Below are 22718 nucleotides of genomic sequence, written 5' to 3'. Positions count from 1 at the left end.
GATCTAGCCACTAATAGGATTTTGCTAATCCAAATGTGGATGGTAGCCAGGTCAATGAAGCGTCATAAACTTTTTGACTTTCCACCTAACGAGGCGATCGCAATCCTTGCGCTTCCCCAAGCGGCGCTTGGGGCAATGGAAACTCCGTTTGCATTCAGGCATATACGGGCGATCGCACGCAAGGGTTCTGTTAAACTTTAGCCGCAGCAGGTGTTGGTAAACTCACTTTTAATCGCTTAAACATCGCTTCCCGTGCTTGCACAGCTAGAGTATCATCCAACGGTTCCAGGGTAATCGGCTGCTGATACTTCAGTCGTAACGCTGTTTGAATTAACCAGTCAGCGACAAAGGGATTTTTCGGTAACAGTGGCCCGTGGGAATAGGTGGCTATAGCATTCTGATAAAATGCTCCCTCTGTGCCATCTTCACCATTATTTCCTAAGCCGTGTACGACTCGCCCCAAAGCTTCTACTTTCCCCAGCTTGGTGCGTCCGCCATGATTTTCAAAGCCAACCAAATACGGTGTGCTACCCGTCATCGCTTTTAAATCTTGGGCTAAACGAGTGGCTGTAACTTCAATCACTAAGTTACCAATGCAGCGTTTAGTATTTTCACCAGGATGCACGGAGACTAAATCAAGTATTCCCAAGCCTTCAATCCGGTGTCCCAAACCGGGTTCATAATAGTGTCCTAGTAACTGAGGGGAACCACAGGTAAATACGCCTGGTGTGCCATTTTCAATTTTTTCACGCATGGCGTCGGCTTTTGCGCCTTGCAAATCACGCATGACAATTTCTTGCTGACGGTCTTGTGCCCCACCACCTACAATTAAATCTACGATTTTAATATCTTCTGCTGTAGCGTTTTGATCCAGGGGTAATACTTTAACGTTGTACCCCCGCCACTGAGCGCGGCGTTCTATAGTAATAACATTACCGCGATCGCCATAAGTACTCATCAGTGTTGGATACAACCAACCAATTGTGATTTCAAATTTTTGAGAACTCATATAACCTCACATATATTGATAATTCATAACTTTTTCTCCTTATAGTTTGGAGAATCCGGTCTATATCCAGAGTTTGCGTAAGCATATCGCACATTTGCCATACTTGGTATATTTATACGTTAAAAACTTGAATCTAGTCTTTAGCCTCTAGAACGTACCTATAAAATAAATCTTAAATTGCGTAGGCTGAATGATTCCCTCTTTAATACGTTATTCGGATACACAGTTGATAATGGCTACTTATAGCATTGCTGAGGATTTCGTATTTTATGTAACAGTTTTGTTGTAACATTTTGCAGATAATCCCAAAAGAGTTATCAAGGAATTTCAAAAATCAGTTTCACTTTTCCTGTTAAGCCGTAATATTACAGATTGGCATAGGTTTGTTTCACAACCTGAAAATTGTTATATGGATTGTAAAACTGCTACATTAGTCTACCAAACTGAGAATCATCTCGAAAAAATTCGTGAGATTTTTCCAGAAGCATGGAGTTTCTTGGAAGAGCAATCTTTTGCTTATATTCAAGGTAAAAAAGACAATTTTGATTCTGCTGTTAAAGATTTAGTTGGTGAAACCAATTTCAAATTTAGAATGGTTCACCGTGATGACAAAGACCAACTGACCAAAGACCTCGCAGAATTATTAGGAGATATTACCTCTCGCTTACTTTTGGAAAAACATTTTTCGCAATTAGTTGGTCAACAAGTGTTTTTTAGTACTATTTGCTGTAGTAGCCATCTGACAACTGACCATAAGTTGACTTTAGAAGAGGTTCTACCAATCCAACGTGCAGCCGTTAAGCTGCAATAGGTTAGGGACTGACGATTAGGGATAGGGATTAAGGTATTGAGGTGTGAGAATTTCCCAGTACCCAGTCCCTAGTACCTAGTACCCAATTAAAGAATTTTCCGACCAGTTAATACTTCGCGTACACTCAACATAGCTGTATATGTTGGTAATATATGTAGCGTTTCATTGTTGGGTGTATGCGCTAAGGCTGTGTTAATAGCCTGACGTAAATCTTCTTCAACAATCAGATTACAATTGTTTTGAGGTTTGGGTTCGCTATAGCGTAAACGTAAGGCCATATCATAAGCGCGATCGCCACTAACTACTAAAGTACCTCCACGCTGAACTAATTTTTCTGTATCTACATCCCAAATCCAAGATACATCTTCGCCATCTTGAACTCGGTCATTTAAAACTAACAAAGTAGTTTTATCTGAACTTTGAGTGACTACGCGAATTGTTTCATTAGTTCCTACAGGATTTTTGGATAATAAAATCCTTACCTTTTTACCGTTAATTTTTAACTCTTCAGCACGGCCGAAAGCTGCTTGGAAATGGGGAATTGTATCGCGGATAGTAGCTTCATCAATTCCTAATTCTTGAGCAGCGGTGGCAGCAGCTAAAGTATTATATTTGTTGTATAAACCAACAAGAATTTGCGGCCATTCGCTGCTATTAAGGCTGGGTTGACTTCTACTAAAGCCGCAATTAGAACAGCTATATTCGCCCATGTGGGATAAATACACACCTTTGTAGTCTAAAGCTTGTCCGCATCTGGGGCAATATATAGAATCAACAGCATGAGGAATTGCTTCTAAATACTGATCTGGTTCACTCAAACCGAAAAACGAAACTCGCTGTTGGGATAATTGTTGACCGAGATGGCAGATTGTTGGGTCATCAGCATTGGCCACTACAATGGTTTGGGGTGGTAAAGTAGCGATCGCACGTCCCCACCGTTTACTAATAGTATCTACCTCCCCGTACCTATCGAGTTGGTCGCGGAACAAGTTTAAACATAGAATGAGCTTTGGCTGAATTGGTGCTAGTACTCTGGGTAAGATGTTCTCATCAACTTCTAAAATGGCGTAGTCAACATCTAAGCTGCCCAGTAAGCTAGCATTGTCCATCAACGCTGTCATCAAGCCATTTTCCAGATTTGCGCCTGTTGAGTTGTGAGCAACGCGGTAGCCTTTGCGTTCTAGTATCTCTCTTAATAGCAGCGATGTTGTGGTTTTACCATTAGTACCAGCAATCAGAATTGCCCCTTGTTTTACTTGCTGGCTCAATAATTGTAAGAGTTGAGGTTCGATGCGACGGGCAATAGAGCCTGGTAATACACTAGCAGCACCTAGACGTAGCGATCGCACTATAAATGTCACGCTTTTTGCTACAGACACCGCGAAACCAAGTCTTAATCTATCTATAAGTTGTATTTTGTTTCTCACAGTAGTTAGCTAATAGCCTTAAGTTTTAAATTAATTTTGTGAGTTTAGCGAATCCTAACTCAAAACACCAGCCGATATTGAGTATAGGGAAAATTATTTTTAATATTTACCCCCCAGTCCCCAGTTCCTAGTCCCTAGCCCCCAGAGGCGTTATCTTAAAAAATAGTGCTTGGACGTAATAATATATCCAGCGCTGGTTGCTGAATTCAGCACAAACTTACAAATAGTAGCTCTCAAGGTTCCTTTTGATGAATGGCATAAAGTTTCTTTTTTTACAACAAAAAACTGACTGGCGGCAGTTAGTTTCCAAAGCTTTGATGCTACTTGCTTGCCTGTTCATTTTAAATATGCAACCAGCATTTGCAGGTATTAAAGATGACATTTATGATGGCAATATCTTTGTGGTTTATGCTGGTAATGGTTCACTAGTCCCCCCGAAACAGACACTGGCACAGTCTTTAGAGATGCATAAGCCGACAGTGTTAGCTTTCTATGTAGATGACAGCAGAGATTGTAAGGAATATGCCATTGTAATTTCACGGATACAAGAATTCTATGGACGTGCAGCAGAAATTATTCCGATTAATGTAGATAGTATCCCATCCAAAAAGGACTACAACGCCACAGAACCTGGATATTACTATTCTGGAAGCGTTCCTCAAGTTGTAGTTTTTGATCAGTCGGGTAAAGTAGTCTTGAATCAGAAGGGTCAAGTGCCTTATGAGGAAATTGACGATAGGTTAAGAGAAGTGTTTTATTTATTACCACGCTCCGAATCAGTGCAGTTAAAGCGGCGCGCCTTCAATGAGTTCAGTGGTGAGTTAAGTAAGTAACATTGGAGGTAGACCAATTTGGTCTGCCTCGATTTTTAGTGCAATCTGATACTACATTCTCAATTACCCAAAGGATAATATTTAAATATCTACCTTAATCAACATTTATAGCCTACAGTCCCTAGCAAACGACTAATGCTAATGACTAATGACCCTCCGGGTTCGTCAGTTGCTCATGGGAAAAATCCCCAAGATCCCACTGACTCACCAATGACTAATTAGAGTGTGTTCTGATGTCAAAGGTTTACACTACCGAGGAACTCATCCAAATTTTAGCAGCCGAACGACAAGCTTGCCTCAAGGGTGAACGCTTGAAGTTAGAGGTAACTGTCTCTGGCAATCCTTTAATTGACCAGTTTATCAGAACCGATGGGTTGCAAAAATTCACTGCCTATCAAGATTTTAAAGCTGCCATTCACGAGTATCAAAGAGAAAATCACGTGTCAGGAATTATCTGGCACGAAGTGAATGTCAAAGGTAAATCTTTGCACTATCCAAAAGTAGATAGTGAGTTAATTGCTTTAGACAGAGACTTGAAATTATTACAAGCTACAAAAAATTCTATACTGGAATTCTGGTATGAAGTCACAGTAGAGATGGACTTATACTTGAGTTTTAATAACAGCAAACAATACCAACAAATTACCACAAATGATGTTAAAAGAATTGCCCAAAGAACAGAATGGGCAAGTTTATGGAAGTGGGAAAATTCTAACTTCTTGGAAATAATTTTGCAGTTAGGATGGGGTAAACCAGAAGAAGCCTATTATAAACGTGGCAGACCGCACTCTGGTAGTGAGTACATTCATGCGGTAAAACCTGGCAATCGTCCTATTGGTTGATTGAGAGCTAGGATAAGAATGCTGAAATCTACGTCAAAATGCCGGACAAAATTGCGACAAAATTGCATTTACTTTCATTAAGTATAAAGGCACTGTATCTGTAGCATAAATTTCACCTGTACAGATAAGCTGTAGCATGAAAGTACGCGAACTTATCAAGCGACTAGAAGTGGATGGTTGGTATTTGGCTAGAACTAGAGGTAGTCATCGACAGTTTAAACACCCTGATAAACCTGGTACTGTAACAGTGTCTGGAAAGCCAAACGTAGATGTGCCAATCGGTACTCTAAAAAATATCTGGAGACAGGCTAAATTGGAGGAAGACTAATGCGTTACACAGTTGTGATTGAAAAAGGAGGAACTAGTTATGGCGCTTATGTCCCTGATTTACCAGGTTGTGTAGCTGTTGGTGAAACCTTAGAAGAAGTTAAAGCACTGATTGCGGAAGCTATTGAATTTCATATAGAAGGAATGCTGGAAGAAGGTTTACCTATTCCCAAACCTACAAGCATCGCTCATGAGGTGGAAGTTTTAGAAGTATTAAATTAAGATTTTCTCTAAGAAAAATACATTAAAAAACTGATTTTTCATAGCTAAAATTGAAAATATTTATGCTTAAAAAGTTAGGAGTTAGAAATTTTTAACTCTTCACCTCTAGCTCCTAACTTTTTAAAATTTTAAACTCCAAGCCGCGAAAGCTAAAGCACCCCAACCAGCAAGAAATGCTGCTCCTCCTAATGGTGCAATTGCGCCCAAAGATTTAACCCCAGTTAAGCTAAGAGCATACAAACTCCCTGAGAAAATAGCAATGCCAATAATAAACAGCCAACCACTTGCTATTAAGGTGGCTGGAGGCGACTCAGTGCGGCTAATTAGTACTGCTACTAGCAAAAGTGCTAGAGCGTGGTACATTTGGTAACGAGCGCCAGTGTCAAAGATTTCTAGCGATCGCTCAGTAATTTTTTCCCGTAAGGCATGGGAAGCAAAAGCACCAGCGGCAACAGATAAACCGCCTAAAAAGGCGGCTATACTTAAAAAAATCTGCGTCATTAGACCTAGCCGTAAATTGCGTAGAATTTAGCGAGGTAAAGGTATCAACCCTTAACTGGGATTGAAATTAAATCTCAAAATGATATGATATAGCGCCATCCTCGGTTACTTTAAAATTAGCATTGAATTCTTTAGCTTTCTCATCTAAATATTGTCTAGCGGCGATCGCTGGTAGTTCCGATTTCATGGCAAAGCTCACAACAGTCATTCGCCCTTTATTTTCTTGTAACATTTGATAAAAAATCGATTGGAGGCGATCGCTCGCTTGTTGATTTATCGCCTTTTTATGTTGCCTACTTTGACTATATAATCCTAAACTGAGCCATCCCCCTAATATTAAAGTAGGAACACCAAAAATTAGACTTTGCCTAGCTGTGATATCGAGTAGATAAAGAGCGTCTTTATTTACAAATTCCTTCACATAGTCTTCTTCCTCTATAGCTGTTGAGATTGGCTTTAACATATTATGTTTCTCAATTCCTGCTGAGATGGATAGCGTTAAAAACATAAATCCGAGTGTGAGTAGCCAACCGGCAGCCAATTTTTCAGCAGTCTTCATAGTTCTATCTCAGATTTGAACCTTGTTTGCGATTTTAACCTCACTTTGACTCAGGTTCCAGTAATTGCAAAAATTTAGCAATGATTTTGTGAAGCAACCATGGAATATTGGTGTGCGGTGATGCAGAGGTGGGGAGAAACTACTGGTTTTTAGTTTAAGGTTCAATACGCTACTATTAGCAAATTAAAACAAAAAACCCCGTAGGTTGGTTTGAGAGAGAAAGCCCAACACTAGCGAGGCATTTTTTGAGTAACACTTAGCTTTACCCAACTTATAATTTTTATTAACCGAAGGCTATTAGCCAGAGGATAGCCAAAACTGTTAAATCCGTGTAGCCTCCAGAAGACGAGAAAAATAGAAGCGAGTCCGAGTCATTGATTGTCGTTGCACAGCGAAGCCATTACTTTCTAAGATTTTCACCACATCAGCTTCACGGTGTAGATAGGCGCGAGTCGCTTTACTGGGGCCGGGAAAGAAACTGCCAATTTTCTTGAGTATACTCAAAGCGCAGGTCTTCGGTGCAAAACTTAAAATTAACCGCGACTGTGCGAGTGAACAAAGGTGAGAAATCATCTCATCTGCTTTTTCTTGAGGATAGTGGATGAGAACATCCAGACAAATGACAGTATGGTAATTTCCATTTAACGATTCCAAATCCTGCACAGCGAATGTAGGATTTTCTGAATTTCCCAAGGTTTGTAAGGCCCTATCCTTGGCCTCTGTGACCATTTTTTCAGAAATATCGCTGGCATAGACTTTAGCACCATCTGTTGCCAAAGGTATGCTGAGACTACCTACACCACACCCAGCATCGCAGATTGACAAGGCTGCTAAATTGTTATCAGCTTTCAACCAGCCGATGACTGTATCCACGGTTTGTTGATGTCCGTTGCGGATATCTAGCTGGACTTTGTTAACTTCGCCATCGCCGTAAATCCGCTTCCATCGGTCAAACCCTGTGGAATTGAAATATTCACGAACAATCGTTTTATCGTCGGCTGCGTTCATAAAGTTCGATTTCTAAGGGTTCCCAATGCTTAAAATTATCATTGATAGGAACCGCCCAGAACGCTTCTGTTTAAAGAATTTTCTATATTCATATCTCACGTGTATGGAAAAACACTTATTTGTGAAGTTAAGTCAGGGCTTCAGCTTGTAGTGATTTGAACTTTGTAGACCAAGGTGCGCTAATTTTGAGATAAGTTTCCAGTCTTGAGCTAGATATATATTTACAAATTTAATGTTATTATTTATTCCACAAATTATTGTTATTACTCTCTATTCTAACCTTAAGTAAGCAGTAAATTTATTTTCCCTAAATAGTTGTTTCATGACATGATTTTACAATTCACAATTTGTAAATATTTTTTTATACCTACATAAATAAGAATATTTTTATGTAGAAACGAAAAATACTAACCTAAGATAGAATTATTAATGCGATCGCAAGATTTATGCTATTAACGATTTAATTGTTGAGAGCCAATGTAACTGAAGCCAGGTTACACATTAGACTATATCGCCTAGGCATAGAAAGTTAATTTCCCGATAATTAATCTTATCCTTTAGTTTTATATATTAACAATGGCACTGAACTCGCTGGCAGACAGTCCGATCATTGCATTTACAATTCTCCTAGCAGTAATCTTTACTGTACCCCCATTATTTGAGAAACTGCGACTACCTGGATTAGTAGGTTTGCTAATAGCAGGTGTTGTACTAGGAGAAAATGGGTTAAAGCTGTTAAACTCAGAATCCGACACTATTAAACTGCTCTCGGATATTGGCAAAATTTATTTGATGTTCGTTGCAGGTTTGGAAATTGATTTAGAACAGTTTCGTAAAACAAAAAATCGCTCAATTGGTTTTGGGACTCTGACATTTTTAGTTCCATTAATTGCAGGGATTATTACAGGGCGTTTATTTAATTTTAGCTGGAATGCTTCTGTTCTAATTGGGTCTTTGCTTGCCTCCCATACTCTCTTGGCATATCCAATTGTGAGCCGTCTGGGAGTGGTCACAAATGAAGCTGTGACAGTCACAATCGGTGCCACAATTTTTACTGACACAGGTGCTTTACTAGTGCTAGCAATTTGTGTGGGAATTCACGGCGGAGAATTCTCAGCCATGAGTTTAGCAACTTTGTTGGGTGGTTTAGCAATTTATTCTGTTGTTGTGCTATTTGGCTTTGACTGGGCGGGAAAACAGTTTTTTCGCCGTTCAGGAGATGAACAAAGTAACCAGTTCTTATTTATCTTGCTGGCATTATTTTTAGCATCTGTTGGAGCGCAAGTAATTGGAGTTGAAAAAATTGTTGGCGCGTTTTTAGCAGGTTTAGCAGTTAACGACGTTTTAGGACGTAGCCCAGTTAAGGAAAAAATCGAGTTTATTGGCAGTGTTTTATTTATCCCTTGTTTCTTTGTGGACATGGGATTGTTAATTGATATTCCGGCATTTATCAGAACTCTCAGTTCAATTTGGTTGACTGTAGTAATCGTAGTAGCTTTAATTGGTAGCAAATTTATAGCAGCATTTTTAGCCAAATTGCTTTACCGTTACAATACGGCGGAATTGCTGACAATGTGGTCATTGTCACTACCACAGGTAGCAGCCACGCTAGCAGCAACACTGGTTGCCTATAAAACTGTAAATTCAGCTGGTGAGCGGCTAATTAATGAAGGTGTATTAAACAGTGTGATTGTCCTCATGCTGGTTACTTCGATTCTGGGGCCAATAATTACAGCTAGATCTGCTAGTTTATTACAGCTTTCTCAGTCAGATATTGAAACAGATAGGCTAACAACTTGGTGGGAGAATTCTGAGGATTATCTGCCAGAGAAAAATCATGCTTCATTCGCTATAGTAGTACCGATATATAATCCTCAAACCCAACGCTATCTTATAGAAATGGCAGCACTGCTGGCGCGGCATGAATCTGGGCGGATTATACCTTTAGCTATTACTAAAGCTCATATCCAAATGGATGATCCGCAATTAGTAATAGCACTGGAACAAAATAAGCAAAGATTAAATTTGGCTAAACAAATTAGTCAAGAATTTGGCGTGGAAGTATCACCTGCAATTCGGATTGATGATGATCCAGCGTTAGGAATTAGCCGCACTAGTCGAGAACAAAACGCTAATTTAGTGGTGATGGGTTGGTCGCGGACAACAGGCTTGCGGGCCCGCTTATTCGGTAGTGTTATTGATAGCGTCTTTTGGTCTTCTCACTGTCCTGTAGCAGTAACCCGCCTCTTGAGCAGTCCTACGACGATCCAAAGAATTCTTGTACCAGTTGGAGACTTAACACGGCAAACCATAGGTGCTGTGCGTTTCGCACAAATTTTAGCTGATGTCAATCAGGCAGAAGTAGTATTGTTACACGTGAGCGATCGCAAAACACCCCCAAACTTGGAGGAAAAATTTGCATCTCAATTGTCTGAAATCGCTGATAAAAGCCAGTTACAGGTGAAAATAAATATTCAAACAATTAGGGGTGATGATATTGCTAAAACTATTATTCGGGAAGCTGAGAAATTTGATTTAGCAGTATTACGTTCTGTTCGTTATCGCACAGCAGGTGGATTAGCCGTCAGCCATGTGACAACCCAAGTAATTAGAGAATTGAAATGCTCAATTGTCTTGCTGGGAGAACCTAACTCGTGATAAAGGAGTCAACGCAAGTAAAAATCGCCACATGAAATTTAGCTAAACAATCGCTGCCAAGTAAGTTCTTTTGTAGCTTCATCCCAATGCCAGCGCAATAAATTGGCGGGTTGATTTGGGGAAATCCTCGGTAAATTGATCGCTTGTCTGGGTGCATCGGTAGCTAGTACAATTGCTCTTTCTAGATCACAAATCCCCCACTTCACTAAATTCTGCACACCTACCAATAAGGGTAAAGTTGTTCCTGATAAAGTACCATCAGGCAATCTTGCCGTGCCGTTTTTCACTTCTATTTGCCGACTGTCCCAAGGATACACTCCATCGGGTAGCCCTAGAGCTGCGAGGGCATCGCTGACGAGAAACAGTCCTTTGCTAGCACAAAGCAGAATTTGCAGCATCGTCGGTACAATGTGCTGTCCATCGGCAATCAAACCACACATCACATGAGGATGGGTAATTGCTGCCCCTAATAATCCTGGTTCGCGGTGATGTAATGGTGGCATGGCGTTAAAGGCATGGGTAACCATTGTTGCACCCAGTTCAAAAGCATTTTGCGCTTGGGCGGTTGTAGCCTGAGAATGCCCTAAACTGACAGTGATATCCAAAGAACGCAAATATGGGATAACTTGATCAGTAGGATCTAACTCTGGTGCTAGGGTAATGACTTTCACAATGGCAGCATAATCACCCAAAACCCGCTTCACTTCATCTATTGTAAGGGGTAATAAGTACTCGGCTGGATGTGCGCCGCGCTTTTGAAAATTCAAAAATGGCCCTTCTAAATGTACGCCAAGAATCTGGGCACCTGCTTTTTGACTCTGGATAAAATTAGCGATGACAGTTAGCGCTCGCTGTATATTTTCTACTGAAGTTGTTACCAATGTGGGTAAAAATCCATCTACCCCGACATCACACAAAAATTGCGAGATTTTTGGCAGCAAGTGAGCATTATCTGCTTGTAATTCGGGAAATGCTAACCCTAACGCACCATTAATCTGCAAATCGACGCCGCCCAAAGAAATCCAATCACCCGTCACATCCAACACTTGCAAATCTGGGGAAGGAACCCGTTTAAACACAGTACCCATTGGCAAGATTTGCTCAATCATGCCCTCTTGATTAATTGAGAGCATCTGCAAGTCTTGGTAACCTGGGATACGCGCATTGATAATATCTACTGTGGCGATCGCGCTTGGTGTTGCTTTAGTCATCACATTGACGAGAAAATAGCTAAATCTGACCTGATTTTAAAGGCAACACTCGGTCATTAATCCAAAATCCAAAATCTAAAATTTTATGGCTCCTCTTGTTGGCATTATCATGGGCAGCGATTCTGATTTGCCCACTATGAAAGACGCGATCGCAGTTTGTGACGAATTTGGCATTGAGCGGGAAGTGGCGATCGTGTCTGCTCATCGTACCCCAGAACGTATGGTGCAATACGCCCAACAAGCCCACCAACGAGGCATTAAGGTAATTATCGCTGGTGCAGGTGGTGCTGCACATCTCCCCGGTATGGTAGCCTCTTTAACCCCGCTTCCTGTAATCGGTGTTCCTGTAGCCACCCGTAACTTGCAAGGCGTTGATTCTTTGTATTCAATTGTACAAATGCCTGCGGGTATTCCAGTCGCAACAGTGGCTATAGGTAATGCCAAGAATGCTGGTCTTTTGGCAGTGCAAATTCTTGCTACCCAACAACCAGAATTACTAGAGAAAGTCCAACAATATCGTCAAGCCCTTTCTGAAACAGTAATAGCAAAGCAGGCTAAACTCGAACAACTCGGCTACGAACAATATCTAAAGCTCGAATTGTAATAACTTGACAATATAGGCTGGACTGAATTGCTATCCACCAGCATTATTTTCTTGACAATTTACACAGCATAAACACTGTATTTGCTGATTAATACCCCATGTAAATTTTAAAGCATTATTCCATATAAAGAAGGAATTTATTTATTTTATAAAATTTTAATATTTTTTTGTATTATTCTATTTTGTTGTCGGAAAATACTGGCAATATAGACAATACAGTTAGTTTAACTCAAATATTGGAGGCTAATACAAGAGTTAAAAACAATAAATTGTATTTAATGATACAGAATCGTGATTTTGGTAACATAGACAATCAATTAAATTTATTTGTGGGTGCATCAAGTCATCTACAGGAATCATTTTTATAATTCCTGTAAAGAAATTTTTATTTCTTAAAACGTGAATTTTCTGGTGTTTAACGTGTGTTATGGAGATGTATCTGCATCGCCCAGAGTGTTTTTATTTTTGCGATGGTGGTTAATTGTCAAAATCATCATTAGTACAAAATTAAAGATTCAGTAAACAAGACTTGACTGCTTCATAAGCGGCATAATAATTTCTTGTTAAGCATAAGTGTAATATTTACAAAGGTAGCAATACTTTCTTAAACTCCTATTTAGATTGTTTGAATTTCTGGTTTGCAAAAAATTGCCTGAATGATGAATATCAACAACAAGTTGATTGGAATCCAGGCATTAGTTCTGTCTGCTTAGATATTTATCCCATTAATAATGGTTGGGAGTAAAATGCTCAAACTCATGCACAAACAAAAATTAAAAACAAAAAGTAGGCGTTGGTCTGCAAAAGCTTACTCTAAAAATTTACAATCTAACTCAAAAGTCCAGTTGTTTAATCTAATAATTAAACGATTGTCTCCTAGTTGGCAGGCCTGTCTACCCCTAGCTTGTCTAATTGTGTTGGGGTGGGGTTATGCAGCAGTTGCCCAAGCTCCAGCAGCAGGGCCAACAACAGCGGAACTCAAAGTTGCCCTGGATACATTGTGGGTAGCACTTGCTGCTTTTTTGGTGTTCTTCATGAACGCTGGTTTTTGTATGTTAGAAACTGGCTTCTGCCGCCAAAAAAATGCTGTCAACGTTCTTGCCAAAAACTTGATTGTATTTGCCCTATCTACATTAGCATTCTGGGCAATTGGTTTTGGGTTAATGTTTGGTGATGGTAATGATTTTATTGGATTAAATGGCTTTTTCCTTGGAGGAGCAGATAACAGTCCTGCTACTGGAGATGCTTACAAAGGTATTTTTAGCGCTCTCAATTGGACAGGCATTCCTTTAGCAGGTAAGTTTTTGTTTCAGTTGGTATTCGCCGGAACAGCAGCCACGATTGTTTCTGGTGCTGTTGCAGAACGGATTAAGTTTGTTGACTTCCTGATTTTCAGCCTTTTACTTGTAGGTATTGCCTACCCCATTACCGGACACTGGATTTGGGGTGGTGGTTGGCTTGCCGACATGGGTTTTTGGGATTTTGCTGGTTCTACAGTAGTTCACTCAGTTGGCGGCTGGGCAGCTTTGATGGGGGCGGCATTTCTCGGCCCACGTATCGGTAGATATCAAGATAAGCAAGTTGTTGCCTTACCCGGTCACAACATGAGTATTGCCACCTTAGGCTGTTTAATTCTGTGGTTGGGCTGGTTCGGTTTCAACCCCGGTTCTGTTATGGCTGCTGACCCAGGTGCAATTACTCACATTGCTTTAACAACGAATATGGCAGGAGCTGTTGGTGGCATAGCCGCTACAGTTACAGCTTGGCTGTACTTGGGTAAGCCAGACCTATCGATGATTATCAACGGTATTTTGGCTGGCTTGGTTGGTATTACTGCATCTTGTGCTTATGTCAGCATTAGTAGTTCTGTAATCATTGGCTTAATTGCTGGAGTTATAGTAGTTTTTTCTGTGCCATTCTTTGACAAACTCGGCATTGATGACCCAGTAGGAGCTACCTCAGTTCACCTAGTTTGTGGTACTTGGGGAACTTTGGCAGTTGGTTTGTTTGCTGTTGGCCCTGGTGGATATCCTTGGATGGTTGACTTGGCAGGTAAGCCAGTAGGGCCACATGGTTTATTCTTTGGTGGTGCCTTTAGTACACTAATTCCGCAAATAATCGGCATTCTCTCTGTAGGTGGCTTCACTGTTCTCCTCAGCAGTATCTTTTGGCTAGCATTGAAGGCTACTTTAGGTATCCGAGTATCACGAAAAGAAGAGTTGGAAGGTTTGGATATCGGCGAACACGGTATGGAAGCCTATAACGGATTTGTCAAAGAAGCAAGTGCAGATGGATTTTCTGAAGGTTACAGTTCTAAAGACATCCCACATGGCGGTGATTTACCAAATACTTTGTAAATTTTGAGTCTTTTAATTTATTGGTGATCAAAACCCACCCCTGCAAATTTTGCTTTAATGCAGGTAGTGGGTTTTTCATTAAAAGCGGCGGGAAACTCCTTCTCTTGTGGATGGACGAGGTTGCTCTCCCCGCAGCTTGGGTAATAGGGCATATTGGGGAGCTAGTCGCGTGGCCGGGTTTTCCGACTTGAGCGAACTGGCGTCATTGGTGACTTTTCCCCATGCACAAGAACTCCATCCCCTTGTGGCTGGAGTTCTTTATTTAAAAAGATTAACTGCGTAATCGTAGAATTCATTCGTAGCGTAGTGGCTTCTCGTAGAGTAGCCGTTCTCGCCAAGTAAATCAGCATACTTACGAGCTAAAGCCATCTATACAGACGTATATGTAAAGTGGCTAGTAGACCTACCGCAACCTTATAAATAATTAGGATTAATTAATAATTTAGAATAGTCAGATTTTTTACCTTAGTGATAAAATAATACCATTATTTTAAATAAAAAATTAATCTATTTTGCTATTTTTATAGTTTCGTATCTGCTTTATCTATGAAGCCGCTTGGTAAAGTTTTACAACAGGCTGACCTGATTTCATCTGAACAGGTAGAAATAGCTCTAAAAGAGCAAACACAAGTTGCTGGGTTGCGGCTCGGTGAAATTCTAGCCTCGCATGGATGGCTTAAACAAGAAACGGCTGATTTTTTCTCAGAGCTGTGGCCGGCTCTACTGGAGCAGAAACCAAAACAGCCCTTGGGTAAGTATTTAGAAGAAGCTGGGCTGTTAAATGAGCACCAAATTAGAACTATCCTCGCTGAACAACCACAGAATAATCTTCGCTTTGGGGAATTGGCTGTACTTAAAGGTTGGTTGAAACCTACTACAATTAAATTGTTTCTGGAGCATCTTGCTCCGACATCCCAATTGCAACAGCATATCTGGCAGCAGGGAGAAGCTCCAACGCATGAAAGTTTAGCGCAGGCAGAACAATTACACTTGGGAATGGTAATGCCACAACAGAACAATTTGAAAACCTCGAACCCCATTGGGCAATCGGTTTTAGATCCCAAGTTGGTAGAGGAGCAATCGGCAAGGTTAAGACTGTTTAGCCACAATACTATCAAATCATTCAAATTAGATGAAAAAGCTAGTTGTCCCGAAGTTTTGCTGGCAGAAGTGTTGTTTTGGACAGATTGGCAGCCGGTTCTCACCCAAAAGCTTTGTCAATTGCTGGCAGAGTTAGAAGGTTTTATTCCCGCAGATGCAGAAGCAGCAACAGTGCAACAGCTAGTACAAACCCGCTTGATTAATAATTGGGAAACTCAAGTGGCAGCTGAGCATTTACAAGGGATGCGAGAAAGTATTATTCACAATCAGCAATGCGACCCGTTATTGCTATTGGAACTGTACCAGGAAATTTTGCAACAGGGCGAAGTCCTAAGTGATAACAGTCCAGAACAGGCAGAACTGTTACGTTTAGGATTGGTAATGCAACAAAAAGACAAGCTGACATTGGGGAACCGCATTTACCAATCAGTTTTTGATCGCAATTGGGTAAAGCTGGAATTAGAGAAAATACTTCATTTTTCATTGGCAGAAACAAGCATATATAGCAATCCCATCCCATCAACTAATACTTTGAATGTTGGCAATACTATTGCTCCACCTGAATTGAGAGTAAATAAACGATTTTGGGCATTGCTAGCAATAGCTGGCTTGATGGTCTGTGGTTCTGGCTTGATGGTTTTAGGGTTCAGTGTCTTTAGATGGTTACAAATAGAAATAGTTTTTCAACGAGGTAATTCGCTGTTATACCAAGGGGAATATCAACAGGCGATCGCAAAATACAACAATCTTTTAAAAATCGATAGCAATTACTACCAATCTTGGACTAACCGAGGCTATGCACTAGCTAGACTCAAAGACTACAACCAAATGCAGGAATCCTGCGCTACAGCAACTATCATTAATCCAGAAGCTGTTTATGCGTGGAATTGCCGAGGGGAAGCGCTATACAATCTCAAACAATATAATGAGGCGATCGCAGCTTTTGATCAAGCGATTATGCTCAACTCGAAAGATCCTGTATTTTGGATCAATAAAACCGAAGCACTATTAGCACTCAAACAACCAGACACAGCGCTTAGTGCTGTTAATCAAGCAATTGAGCTTTTAAAAAAGGCTTGGGAAGTTGAACCTAAAGATGCAAATGCCAAAGAGTTAGCTGTTGCTTTAAGCTATCAAGCTAAGGTGTTATTGCAAAAAAAGGACTACGAAGGAGCTCTAAAAACCTATGAGCAAGCATTAAAATACAATCCCGACTACTTTGTGGCTTTGCGAGGTAAAGGGATCGCACTGCAAGGCTTAAAGCAAGACGATCGAGCGATCGCGCAATTTTATTTTCTCCTAGATCGTCCCCAGATAACTAATAATCAAAAAGCTGAGGCCTGGTATTATTTGGGATTGAGCCTCTGTGAATTCCGTCAAACTGAAAGAGCGATCGCAGCTTTTGATCAAGCCTTAAAGCTAAAACCCGATTACCAGGCCGCAGAACAAAAGAAAAAAGCTTGTCCTCAATAAACTCGGTAGGTAGCTTTAAAATGGCCACCATCGAAAAGGTTTGGTATTCGTGTAAGTACGGCTAATAGTCCGAGCATCAGGAGGTTGTGCTTGCTTAAAATCTCTACCCAACATTTTGTATAAAGCTTGAGAAGGGTTATCCGTTGGCTTAAAACTAAATAAAACCTGAGCGCTATAATGATTGCAACCAATACCTCTACGTTCTACAGCACAGACCACAGGTTGGTCGTTAAGCTTGTCAGTCGTCAAATATTTATAACTATCGTTATCATAGAGAACTTGTAAACTTTTAGCTGTATTCTGGCAGCTTTGTACAGCATCTGCTGCTGAGAAATATTCCGGGAGAAAGTTCAAAATCGGGTAATCTTTGGCAGTTCCAGCTTTGGCTAAAGTGATAATCACCTTTGGTGTACTGGCGTCGGTCTTGCAGGTAACTTGTACGTCACTAGCTGTGCTAGGTTGAGAAAGTGCTGCTATAGCACCCAGAGTGAATATTGGAACTGTCCCCATAGTTAGCCAAGATTGCCACTTATTCATATTACTTAACCCCCTTTCTTGACCAAAATTTAGGCTTGAATATAGACTCAATATTATTATTTTTTTTAGTTGAATTTACTTAAATTAAACTAAAAAACTCAAGTAATTTTTCAGTGGAATTAATTATTCCCTGTTCAAAATGAAACAATTACCTCGCCAAATTTTAATTACTAGCAGTGCTTATATCTGCTGCCTAATTGCCAGTTTTCCTGCCTGGGCGCAAATTTCGTCAGATAACACACTTCCTAGCAATGTTAGTCAATCTGGCAACATCTTTGAAATTACTGGAGGGGAAAAACTTGGTAACAACCTTTTCCATAGCTTTCGAGAATTTTCTGTTCCGACTGGTGGCGAGGCTTTTTTTAAAAACACCAGTAGCTTAAGTAACATTACTAACATTATCAGCCGGGTAACAGGTGGTTCAATTTCCAATATTGATGGCTTAATCAAAGAAAATTATGGTGCGAATTTAATTCTCATCAATCCCAGTGGCATTAACTTTGGTGCTAATGCCCAACTCAATATTGGCGGCTCGTTTTTGGCGAGTACGGCGAATAGCCTCAAATTTGCTGATGGTGCAGAATTTAGCGCCACTGACACTTCAACCTCCCCGCAACTAACGATTAGTGTGCCAGTTGGCTTGCAATTTGGGCAAAATCCGCAAGCGATTCGTGTCCAAGGTCAGGGGCACAATATAAGTTTACAAAGCTCTATATTCTCATCCTTCACTAGGGGGAACACCACGGGACTAAAGGTACAGCCAGGTAATACCCTAGCCTTGGTAGGAGGAGGGATTATCTCAGAAGGTGGAACGCTCACAGCCGAAGGTGGACGCATTGATTTGGGTAGCGTGGCCGGAGGTTTAGTAAGTCTCAATCCCGACCCCCAAGGCTGGAATTTGAGTTATCAAGGGGTAACTAACTTTCAGGATATCGCTTTATCTCAAAAAGCATTAGCAGATACTAGTGGCGCAGGTAGTGGTTCAATTCAGTTGCAGGGGCGAAATATTTCCATCCGCGATGGCTCAGTTGTGTCAATTCAAACTCAAGGAGAATTATCAGCAGGCAGCATTAATGTGAATGCTTCTGAGTCCTTATCCTTGGTAGGAACCACAACAGATGGAGAGATTTCGAGCAAAATATTTACAGAAACTATCGGTGGTGGCAAAAGCGGAGATATTAACGTTGTTACCCCCCACTTACTGCTCCAGGATGGAGCAGCCATATCTACGGCTACTTACACGGATGCTCCTGGTGGCAATTTAACGATTGAGACAGGGAAGCTAACTATTGGCGATCGCGCATTCATATCTTCGGCAACTTTTGGTAATGGTACGGGAGGAAATATTAATATCCGTGCTGCTAACTCAGTCGAGATCTCAGGAACTGGATTTGAGGAGCTTCAACAGACTTTTCAAATAGGAGCGCTATTAGGGACACTAAGCCCTACTGACAGGGGAACTGGTATCTTCCTTGGAACTGCGGGCGGTGGGGGTACTTCTGGCAGCCTCAATCTTGAGACTTCTTCCTTAATGATGCGTAACGGAGCAATAATATTCAGCCCGACATTTATTCAAGGAGTAGGAGGAAATCTCAACATCCGTGCCTCTGACTTAGTGGAAGTGAGTGGCTCTGCCATTCAAGCAGGAAATAGCCAGGGCAGTAATGGCACAGGCGGTAATATCACAGTTGATACCAACCAGTTGAGATTAGAAGATGGCGGCACTGTGATCAGTGCTACCTTCGGTAATGGTGCGGGCGGTAATGTCGAAGTTAAAGCTGCTGATATACAAATGCAGAGAACCCCACCAGGAGCCGCTCTTTTAACTGGTATCTACACTAATACTACCTTAGGTACGGGAAAGGGCGGCGACCTTAGAATTGATACAGGCAACCTGTATATACAAGATGGGGTAATTGCCAGTAATACAGGCGCTTCCCTACCTACTGGCATCATCCCGTTTGGAGGACCAGGGGGAAATGTCATCCTTAATGCTCGTGAGTCTGTAGAAATAGCTGGCGTCCTACCCGATCCGAGGTTTGCCAGCGGTTTAGGTACTACGGCTTTTAGCCAGTCTCCCGCAGGAGACTTAACAGTTTCTACGAAGAAGTTGATTCTCCGCGAAGGGGCAGATGCATCAACTGCTACTTTAGGTGCTGGTAAAGGGGGAGCCTTAACTGTCAACGCTTCGGATTCTATAGAACTAAGTGGCATCTCAGTCGGAAACGTGACTCTAGGTGGCTTGTCGGCTGCTGCTGGACGTGCTACCTTGCCACAACTTACAGTAACTGGTGCTTCTGGCGACATCAGAGTTTTTACAGACAAGTTGATTGTTCGGGATGGGGCAAGAATTGACGTGCAAAGTTTAGGATCGGGAAATGCTGGCAATCTGCAAGTCGTAGCTAACTCGATTCTGTTAGATAAACAAGGAACCATATCTGCTGCTACCACATCTGGTGAAGGTGGCAACATCTCTCTACAAGCGAATTCCTTACTCATGCGCCATAACAGTCAGATATCTGCCACCGCCGGTGGAAGTGGTAACGGGGGTAATATCAACATTACTGGCTTTAGTCCCGCTAACTTCGTCGCGCTCTTAGAAGGTAGTAAGATTACCGCCGATGCTGTCCAAGGGATGGGAGGAAATATCAGCATCAACACTAAAGGATTCTTTGTGTGTCCGACTTGCCAGATTAGTGCTAGTTCCCAGCTCGGAATCGCTGGAGAAATCAGCATCACTACACCAGAGGCAGAAAATAATTTTGAAATTGTTGATTTACCTCAAGAGATAGCGAAACCTGAACAAGTGGTAGCTCAGACTTGTCGAGCGGCAACGAGTCAAAATCGTAGTGAATTTACCATCACAGGACGGGGAGGATTACCGCCTCGACCGAGCGAACAGCTAAGTAGCGGAGCTTTAATTAGTTTTGAGCCTGCTGTTGCCAGTGCTGCCACAGAAGTACAGAATAGCTCTCAATTACCGCCACCTGCACGAGGTTGGTATGTGAACACTCAAGGTGTGGTAGTTCTCGCCAGCCAAACGCCTACCCCTACTCCCTATGGTTCTGGGTTAAGTTCATCTGACTGCCATACGAATTAAACAGAGATGGGATGAGATTAGAGCTATTTTCTAGTCAATGAAATAAATCTTTTTTATGTCACGCAGAGCCGCAGAGCCGCAGAGGAGAATGCAAGAGTGTAGTTTAAAAATTGTTGTAAGGGAGATTTTAGGAGCCGGGAGGAGTGTTTGGCTACAGAGATTTTCCTTGTCTCCTTGTCTTTTCCTTATACTCCTGCTGTATCACACAAACTCTGCTGACGCCCAGCCGATCAATCCTGTTACTCCAAAGCCCCCAGAACAACCTCTACCTAACCCCCTACCACCAACAAACGCACCCATCCAAATACCGCCTACAGCACCGCCAACCCTAGAAGAAGCCCTGGACATTCCAGGGAGTATCACTGTGCAAAGGTTCGAGTTTGTCGGCAATACTGCTTTCAGTCAGGGGAAGTTAAACTCTACGATCGCAAATTTTACAGGCAAAGCAATTACCTTTGCCGAACTCCTCAAAGCCGCCAATCAAATCACCGAACTGTATGTGCAAAAGGGGTACATCACTTCTGGAGCCTACATACCCAGTCAAGAGTTTCGCTCAGGTATCATCAAAATTCAAGTAGTGGAAGGCAGTTTAGAAGATATTCAAGTCAACGTCATTAAAGGACGGTTGAACTCAAATTATGTCCGCAGTCGGCTTGCGATCGCCACTACTAAACCACTGAATATCAACCGCCTGCAAGAAGCTTTGCAATTGTTGCAACTCAATCCCCTAATTGAAAGGTTAGATGCCGAACTGACTGCTGGTACTAGACCGGGTGTCAATTCCCTAGCGGTGACAGTCAAGGGAGCAAGAACTTTTAATGCCCAACTCAGCATTAATAATAACCGCAATCCCAGCATCGGTAGTTTTGAGCGCGGCATAGAATTATCAGAAGCTAACCTGCTTGGACTTGGCGATCGCTTGAGTTTTGCCTACAGAAATACTGATGGCAGCAATAGCTTTGAAGGTGGCTATACGTTGCCAGTCAATCCCCGCAATGGCACTATTGCCTTCAACTATTGGATTACCAACAACAAGATAATTGAACCTGCTTTTAAAGATTTTAATATTGAGGTAGATTCTCGTGAGTTTGAACTAACCTTTCGTCAACCGATTTTGCAAAGAGCCACCCCAGAAATTAGTCAAGAACTTACCCTCAGTTTAACGGCAGCTAGGCGGGAAAGTAATTCTTCTATTCAAGGAGTGGAGTTTCCTTTGTTTCTTGGGGCTGATGATCAAGGAGAGACTCGAATATCTGAATTGATTTTTGCCCAGGAATGGCTACAACGAAGTCGTCAAGAAGTCTTAGCAGCTCGTTCTGAGCTTAATCTGGGGATTGGAGCCTTTAACGCCACGATTAGTAACAACGAACCAGATAGCCGATTTTTTATGTGGCGGGGACAAATAATCTATTTGCGCCTCCTCAGTCAGCCAACAGGACAACCAGCGATTGGCCCGACCTTATTGTTGCGTTCTAATGTGCAATTGGCAAGTGATTCTCTGGTTTCCTTCGAGCAGTTTAGTTTGGGAGGCCAAGGAACAGTGCGAGGTTATCGCCAAGATGTTTTGCTGAGTGATAACGGCATTTTTGCTTCCGCAGAATTGCGATTGCCGATCGCCCGCTTACCAGAGGTGCAAGGAACTTTGCAGGTCGCACCATTTATCGATGTTGGTACTGTCTGGAACACAGGCACAGAAAATCCCCAGCCTAATACCTTGGTAGGCTCAGGATTAGGCCTGCTTTGGCAGATGGGGGATAGATTAACAGCCCGCCTCGATTGGGGTATTCCTTTAGTAAATATTGATACGAGCAAGCGCACATGGCAAGAAAACGGTCTGTATTTTCAATTGGAGTATAAGGCGTTTTGAAGGTAGTGGGGATTGGGGATTGGGGATTGGGGATTGGGGATTGGGAAGTTTAAGGTTCTGAGGTGGATGAATGAAGCTGTGAGATAGATGAATGAAGCTCTGAGGTGGATGAATGAAGCTCTGAGGTGGATGAACGCAGTTCTGAGGTGGATGAATGAAGCTCTGAGGTGGATGAACGCAGTTCTGAGATAGATGAATGAAGCTCTGAGGTGGATGAGCGCAGTTCTGAGATAGATGAATAAATTCAAAATAAAGAATCGATTCTCTAGCC

19 protein-coding genes are annotated in these 22718 nt (G+C 41.7%); 12 read left to right on the top strand and 7 right to left on the bottom strand.

Annotated features, from left to right (window positions below; all coding sequences use genetic code 11):
• Positions 1-54 precede the first annotated feature (54 nt).
• Positions 55-201, top strand: a complete 147-nt coding sequence (locus tag AC5JL8_RS21255) for a hypothetical protein (protein ID WP_495881655.1) — start codon at positions 55-57, stop codon at positions 199-201.
• On the opposite strand, the gene AC5JL8_RS21250 is transcribed toward AC5JL8_RS21255, so the two are convergent.
• Positions 191-1009 (bottom strand): type 1 glutamine amidotransferase, encoded by an 819-nt coding sequence (locus AC5JL8_RS21250; RefSeq protein WP_495881654.1) that lies wholly within the window; start codon positions 1007-1009, stop codon positions 191-193. The two genes, AC5JL8_RS21255 and AC5JL8_RS21250, sit on opposite strands and share 11 nt — an antisense overlap.
• A gap of 409 nt (positions 1010-1418) precedes the next feature.
• Here AC5JL8_RS21250 and AC5JL8_RS21245 point away from each other — a divergent pair, with 409 nt between their 5' ends.
• Positions 1419-1820, top strand: a complete 402-nt coding sequence (locus AC5JL8_RS21245; RefSeq protein WP_495881653.1) for a hypothetical protein — start codon at positions 1419-1421, stop codon at positions 1818-1820.
• 86 nt (positions 1821-1906) lie between these two features.
• Here the strand turns inward: AC5JL8_RS21245 and AC5JL8_RS21240 are convergent, their stop codons facing one another.
• A complete protein-coding gene (locus AC5JL8_RS21240; protein WP_495881652.1) occupies positions 1907-3247 on the bottom strand; it encodes a MurT ligase domain-containing protein in 1341 nt (446 codons plus the stop codon).
• Between the two features lie 248 nt (positions 3248-3495).
• Here AC5JL8_RS21240 and AC5JL8_RS21235 point away from each other — a divergent pair, with 248 nt between their 5' ends.
• From AC5JL8_RS21235 to AC5JL8_RS21220, 4 genes are all read left to right on the top strand, one after another.
• Entirely contained in the window at positions 3496-4080 is a 585-nt protein-coding gene (locus AC5JL8_RS21235; RefSeq protein ID WP_495881651.1) for a thylakoid membrane photosystem I accumulation factor, read from the top strand.
• A gap of 233 nt (positions 4081-4313) precedes the next feature.
• Positions 4314-4922 carry a hypothetical protein gene (locus AC5JL8_RS21230; protein WP_495881650.1) on the top strand — a complete coding sequence of 203 codons (609 nt, stop codon included), beginning with the start codon at positions 4314-4316 and terminating at the stop codon, positions 4920-4922.
• 136 nt (positions 4923-5058) lie between these two features.
• On the top strand, positions 5059-5250 hold the full coding sequence (locus AC5JL8_RS21225) for a type II toxin-antitoxin system HicA family toxin (RefSeq protein ID WP_495881649.1): 192 nt from the start codon (positions 5059-5061) through the stop codon (positions 5248-5250).
• Positions 5250-5471 carry a type II toxin-antitoxin system HicB family antitoxin gene (locus tag AC5JL8_RS21220; RefSeq protein ID WP_495881648.1) on the top strand — a complete coding sequence of 74 codons (222 nt, stop codon included), beginning with the start codon at positions 5250-5252 and terminating at the stop codon, positions 5469-5471. The genes AC5JL8_RS21225 and AC5JL8_RS21220 overlap by 1 nt, the downstream gene beginning before the upstream one ends.
• A 120-nt stretch (positions 5472-5591) precedes the next feature.
• Here the strand turns inward: AC5JL8_RS21220 and AC5JL8_RS21215 are convergent, their stop codons facing one another.
• From AC5JL8_RS21215 to bchM, 3 genes are all read right to left on the bottom strand, one after another.
• The gene (locus AC5JL8_RS21215) at positions 5592-5972 is read right to left on the bottom strand and encodes a DUF423 domain-containing protein (protein WP_495881647.1); all 381 of its coding nucleotides are present in this window, start codon (positions 5970-5972) and stop codon (positions 5592-5594) included.
• Positions 5973-6039: 67 nt separating this feature from the next.
• The gene (locus AC5JL8_RS21210) at positions 6040-6531 is read right to left on the bottom strand and encodes a hypothetical protein (RefSeq protein WP_495881646.1); all 492 of its coding nucleotides are present in this window, start codon (positions 6529-6531) and stop codon (positions 6040-6042) included.
• Positions 6532-6852: 321 nt separating this feature from the next.
• Complete coding sequence (gene bchM / locus AC5JL8_RS21205; protein ID WP_495881645.1) at positions 6853-7539, bottom strand: magnesium protoporphyrin IX methyltransferase; 687 nt, start codon at positions 7537-7539, stop codon at positions 6853-6855.
• Between the two features lie 576 nt (positions 7540-8115).
• Here bchM and AC5JL8_RS21200 point away from each other — a divergent pair.
• Complete coding sequence (locus AC5JL8_RS21200) at positions 8116-10197, top strand: cation:proton antiporter domain-containing protein (protein WP_495881644.1); 2082 nt, start codon at positions 8116-8118, stop codon at positions 10195-10197.
• A gap of 38 nt (positions 10198-10235) precedes the next feature.
• Here the strand turns inward: AC5JL8_RS21200 and nagA are convergent, their stop codons facing one another.
• Positions 10236-11408 carry an N-acetylglucosamine-6-phosphate deacetylase gene (gene nagA, locus AC5JL8_RS21195; protein ID WP_495881643.1) on the bottom strand — a complete coding sequence of 391 codons (1173 nt, stop codon included), beginning with the start codon at positions 11406-11408 and terminating at the stop codon, positions 10236-10238.
• Between the two features lie 85 nt (positions 11409-11493).
• Here nagA and purE point away from each other — a divergent pair, with 85 nt between their 5' ends.
• The 3 genes from purE to AC5JL8_RS21180 all read left to right on the top strand — a co-directional run bounded on the left by purE (position 11494) and on the right by AC5JL8_RS21180 (position 16943).
• The gene (purE, locus tag AC5JL8_RS21190) at positions 11494-12012 is read left to right on the top strand and encodes a 5-(carboxyamino)imidazole ribonucleotide mutase (RefSeq protein ID WP_495881642.1); all 519 of its coding nucleotides are present in this window, start codon (positions 11494-11496) and stop codon (positions 12010-12012) included.
• 758 nt (positions 12013-12770) lie between these two features.
• Positions 12771-14369, top strand: a complete 1599-nt coding sequence (locus AC5JL8_RS21185; protein WP_495881641.1) for an ammonium transporter — start codon at positions 12771-12773, stop codon at positions 14367-14369.
• A 546-nt stretch (positions 14370-14915) separates the two neighbouring features.
• Entirely contained in the window at positions 14916-16943 is a 2028-nt protein-coding gene (locus AC5JL8_RS21180) for a tetratricopeptide repeat protein (protein ID WP_495881640.1), read from the top strand.
• A 15-nt stretch (positions 16944-16958) separates the two neighbouring features.
• Here the strand turns inward: AC5JL8_RS21180 and AC5JL8_RS21175 are convergent, their stop codons facing one another.
• Complete coding sequence (locus tag AC5JL8_RS21175; protein WP_495881639.1) at positions 16959-17480, bottom strand: COP23 domain-containing protein; 522 nt, start codon at positions 17478-17480, stop codon at positions 16959-16961.
• A gap of 139 nt (positions 17481-17619) precedes the next feature.
• On the opposite strand from AC5JL8_RS21175, the gene AC5JL8_RS21170 reads away from it, so the two are divergent.
• Together AC5JL8_RS21170 and AC5JL8_RS21165 are read left to right on the top strand one after the other, a co-directional pair.
• Positions 17620-20580: a two-partner secretion domain-containing protein gene (locus AC5JL8_RS21170; protein ID WP_495881638.1), complete on the top strand. Its 2961-nt coding sequence runs from the start codon at positions 17620-17622 to the stop codon at positions 20578-20580.
• 55 nt (positions 20581-20635) lie between these two features.
• Positions 20636-22447, top strand: a complete 1812-nt coding sequence (locus AC5JL8_RS21165; RefSeq protein ID WP_495881637.1) for a ShlB/FhaC/HecB family hemolysin secretion/activation protein — start codon at positions 20636-20638, stop codon at positions 22445-22447.
• Positions 22448-22718: the final 271 nt, after the last annotated feature.

Source organism: Mojavia sp. (assembly GCF_059505145.1).
The sequence above is the reverse complement of the archived record's forward strand: the minus strand, read 5'-3'. Positions and strand labels throughout refer to the sequence as shown.